Source organism: Micromonospora sp. NPDC047753, from assembly GCF_040642735.1.
GTDB lineage: Bacteria > Actinomycetota > Actinomycetes > Mycobacteriales > Micromonosporaceae > Micromonospora.
Genome location: NZ_JBEYSL010000551.1, coordinates 1 through 4,172, shown reverse-complemented (window position 1 = coordinate 4,172; position 4,172 = coordinate 1). Strand labels below are relative to the sequence as shown.

2 protein-coding genes, 1 pseudogene and 2 riboswitches are annotated in these 4,172 nt (G+C 72.1%); of the genes and pseudogenes, 2 read left to right on the top strand and 1 reads right to left on the bottom strand.

Annotation, left to right across the window (positions count from 1 at the left end; translation table 11 throughout):
* Positions 1–2,072, bottom strand: a 2,072-nt coding sequence (locus ABZ749_RS30670) for a prenyltransferase/squalene oxidase repeat-containing protein (protein ID WP_357233867.1), incomplete at its 3' end; no start/stop codon positions are given.
* Positions 2,073–2,211: 139 nt separating this feature from the next.
* Positions 2,212–2,342: riboswitch (cobalamin riboswitch) on the bottom strand.
* A gap of 52 nt (positions 2,343–2,394) precedes the next feature.
* Positions 2,395–2,517, top strand: a riboswitch (cobalamin riboswitch).
* 103 nt (positions 2,518–2,620) lie between these two features.
* On the opposite strand from ABZ749_RS30670, the gene ABZ749_RS30665 reads away from it, so the two are divergent.
* On the top strand, positions 2,621–4,054 hold the full coding sequence (locus tag ABZ749_RS30665) for a prenyltransferase/squalene oxidase repeat-containing protein (protein WP_357233865.1): 1,434 nt from the start codon (positions 2,621–2,623) through the stop codon (positions 4,052–4,054).
* Between the two features lie 40 nt (positions 4,055–4,094).
* A pseudogene (locus ABZ749_RS30660) lies at positions 4,095–4,172 on the top strand (hypothetical protein); the annotation flags it as partial.

The window sequence follows — 4,172 nt, the reverse complement described above, 5'->3', positions numbered from 1 at the left end:
GCCATCGCGGCCATCGCGGTGCTGTCGACGTCCCGGTCGGCGTCCCCCGCCGGGATGAGGCTGGGGAACGACCCGTCCGCGCGCTGAAGTCCCTTGAGGAAGGCGATCGGCTTGGCGGCCGCGTCGCCCTGTCCGGCACGGAGCTGCGCGATGATGCCCAGCGACTGCCCGAACACCGAGGTGGCGTACCGGTAGTTGCCGGCCCCGGCGCAGCCGGCCTGCTCGTCGAGCTTGGCGCAGGTCACGTCACCCAGCGCGGCGATCAAATCGTGTCCACCGAAGGACCGTGGGTCGTAGCCGGTGACCTGGGCGAGGAGGGCGACCTTGCCGATCGCGCCGCCGGCGGCGTAGTCGGTGCCGATGCCGAGCCACGAGTCGACGGTGAACCCGCCGTCACCGACAGCGCCGCCGCCGCGCAGGAACTCGACGATCGCCCGCAGCTTGGCGTCGTTCCCGCCCGTGGCGGCCAGGGCGTACGCGCCGTCGATGCTCAACCCGAAGTCGGGGAAGCCGGGGAACGACTCGTAGTACCTGCCGTCGACCAGATTGGTCGGCGCGACGAGGTAGGACACCCCCTTGACCAGATCGGGTCGCGGTCCGGCCGGCGGCGGCGTCTCACCCAGGGTGGCCAGGTTCTTGCCGGCCAGTGCGAGCGCCGCCGCGCCGGTGGCGGCAAGGTCAGCGTCCGGGTTGCTCGGGTCGGGGTTGAGCCCACCGCCGGTGACGATCCGCCCGACCAGGAAACCGGTGGCGGTGGCAGCCCGGTCGGCGACACCCAGCACGGCGAGGGCCTGCGCGGCGTACCCGGTGGAGTAGGTGTCGGTGACCCCCGCGCCGGTGTACGGCTGGTAACCGCCGTCGGTCTCCTGCGCGCCGGTCAGGAACGCCTTGGCCGAACCGAGCGCGGCATCGTGCGTCGCGCCGAGCGTGTGCAGCGCCAGGACGGCCAGGGTCGTGGCCGCGAGGTCTGGATCACAGGCGTCGGTGGGGCTGCGCCATACACCGGCGAAGGCTCCGGTCGCGCACTGCTGCTCGGTCAGTCGGGTGACGGTCGCGGCCGGCGGGGTGACGCCGGCCCGCTTGAGCGCGAGCAGGGCGGTCGCGTGGGTCAGGGGATCGCTCGATCCGGCGAAGTCACCAGCGGCGGCACAGCCGGCGTCGACGTCGGTCGCGGCGCACACCCGGTCGGTGAGCGTGGCGATCAGGTCACGACCTCCGAACGCGCGCGGATTGCCGCCGGTGATCGTGGTCAACAGCGCGAGGTTGGCGACGTTGGCGATGTGGGGTGCGGCGGTGCCACCGTTCGGGAAGATGGCGGCGTCGACGTGTGCCCGCAGGTAGTCGACGACCTTCGTGAGGGTCTGGTCCTGCCCACCGGTCCCGGCCAGGGCGATGGCGACGGCGACGGTCCGGTAGTAGTCAACGAAACCGTTGTCGACGTGGTCGCCGTCGGCGAGCTGCCCCACGAGGTAACTCGCAACCGCCTTGACCTGCGCTTCCGTCGGGCGCGCCGGTGCGGGCGTCCCGGTCGGGGTCGGAGTCGGGGTCGCGGTCGGAGTCGGGCCGCTCGCGCGCACCGACGCGGGGGTGAAGCTCGGCGCCCCGGTGGCGCCGCCGATGTCGGTGCCGCCGAAGACCCACGCCTCGACCTCACCCGGGCCGGGCCGCTGGGACATCGCGCCGAGTGGACTGTAGGTCCAGTGCTCCTGCCCGGCCGGGGCGATCCAGTAGGACCAGTAGGCCGTCGCCGGCGGCGTCAACTGGCACGCCTCGTCGGCCGGCGCCGGGCGTTCGGCACCGGACTCGAAGGCGGGTGAGCCGATCCGGCAGATGAAACCCGGGCCGTCGTGAGCGGTGCCGGTCGTGGTGAAACCCGCCTCGTGCAGCAGGTCCAGGCCGGTGGTCGGAGTGACGTCGCAGCCCCGCAGCAGCGGCCCGCCCCACGCGCCGAAATCGACCGCGACGATGGCGCCCTGGGTCGGGGTGCAGGACTCAAGCGGATCGGCGATCGCCGCACGGGTCGGCACCACCAGTGCCAACGCGCCGAGCGTCACCGCGGCGACAAACGCCAACCACGGCGCGGAAGTCCGCGACGTTCGACTGACCAGTGGAGACATGGCGACTCTCTCAAGGGGCTAGCGGCGCAGGCGCGGACGCGGACCCCGAGGACAAGTCTCGGAAATCTTGCTCCGCGCCGTGTACCTCGACGGCGCTGCGGTGCACTATCCAGCCAGGTAATCCGACTCGTCCCGAAACGGGACCTACGGCTGCGGGCCAGCGCCGGACTTTGACCGGCTTCCCCTGACTGCTGGATCGCGGTCATCGGACCACAACCGCGACCACCTCGTCAACGCGAGGGCGTGTCATCTACCTAACAGCGCGCGGTAGGGGCTTCCTCCCATACCGTGACCGCGTCATCGCGTGGGGGAACCCGGTGGGAATCCGGGGCTGACGCGCAACGGTGAGGACGGTTGGCCGTCCCGAGCCCGACTACCCACGTGGTGACGCAGCACCTGCGGTATCCGTCCCACGCGTCCTGCGGCCGGCCCGCCCCGCTCCGCCGGCTCTCCCGCTGGGCCCCGGGTCGAGGCAGTCGTGCCCCGTACCCCAAGGAGACCCGATGTCCTCGCGCCTTTCCCCCGGCAGTCGCCGGAGACGTCTCGCGACGGTTCCCGCCGCCGCGCTGATCGCCGCTGTCGTCGCGGTCGCGACCGGTGCCGCACCGGCCGCCGCGACCTCGACGGCGGCGCAGATCGCCACCGCCAAGACCAACGGCGTCGCCTACCTGCGCACCCTGCAGGCCGCAGACGGAAGCTACGCCAGCGGCGGGCTGTCGAACGAATGGGCGTTCAGCGCGTTCGCCCCCGCCGGTGTCGCGGCCGTGGACGTCTACCCCTCCGGCGACACGACCAAGAACGCCCGCACCGTCTACCGCAACCACCTCTCCGCCGCGTCCTGGCCGAGCACCTCCCCCGTCGTCACCGACTACGAGCGCGGCGTCCTGAACGCCTACGCGGCCGGCATCGACCCCGCCCGGGTCTCCCCCGCCCGCAACCTGATCGCCGACACCATCGCCTACTGGCAGACCGGCTCGGCCGGCTACTACGGCCCGCCGGCCAACGTCAACGGCACCGTCTTCGCCACCCTCGCCCTGGCCGGCGCGAAGACCCAGACCGGTGCCGCCCGCGTACCGCAGGCGCTGCTCAACCTGTCGGTCACCCGGATCCGCAACAACCAGCACAACGACGGCGGCTGGACCTTCAGCCAGGCCGAGGGCAACCCCACCCAACTCGCCGCCGCCAGTGACATCGACATGACCGGCGCCGCCATGGCCGCCCTCTGCGTCGCCGGGGTGCCCAACACCGACACCGACATCGTCCAGGCGAAGAACTTCCTCAAGGGCAAGCTCGTCAACGCCTCCGGCGCCTTCACCTCGATGTTCGGCGTCAACACCGACTCCAACGCCTGGGCGGTCTCCGGGCTGAACGCCTGTGGCATCCCAAGCCAGGGCACCGACTTCACCACCACCGCCGGTAAGACCCCGATCGACTTCCTGCGCGCTCAGCAGCTGACCGGCGGCGGGTTCAAGTACCTGCCCACCAACACCACTCCGTCGGCGTACGCCTCGATCGACGCGGTGCGGGCCCTGGCCGGCGCGGGCTACACCGCCGTTCCCCCGACCCCGGTCACCGCCGGGGCGCCCACCTGGGTCGCGGCGAGCGGATTCACCGCCGGCACCGCCAGCCGACTCGCCGTGATCATCGACAACGGCAGCGGCACCATCAAGCCCTGCGCGGTCACTCTGACGCCGACCGCCGCCACCACCACCCTCGGCGCCGTGCTGGACGCCGCCATCGGGTCCGCCACCCCCAGCGGCTGTGTCACCGCCCGCATCCCCACCAGCGGCACCGGCACCATCACCTCGATCAACGGCCTGGCCAACAGCGGCTCCTCCACCTGGAAGGTGTCCAGGGACGGCGGCACCCTGGCCACCGCGACCCGCGGCACGACCGTGACCGTCGGCGACACCCTCTACCTGCGCTACGGCGCCTGACCGTCCAGTAATGGTGCGACCAGCGGCGGTCCGATCGCCCATGGCCGACCGCTTCCACGAGGACGTGGTCGACGACTTCGTCGCCGAGTACGCCGCCGGCCGTACGCCGAACCCCTGC

What these genes read in the sequence shown, in the direction of transcription:
- ABZ749_RS30665 (WP_357233865.1), top strand. Translation starts at nt 2,621, where the DNA reads ATGTCCTCGCGCCTTTCCCCCGGCAGTCGCCGGAGACGTCTCGCGACG.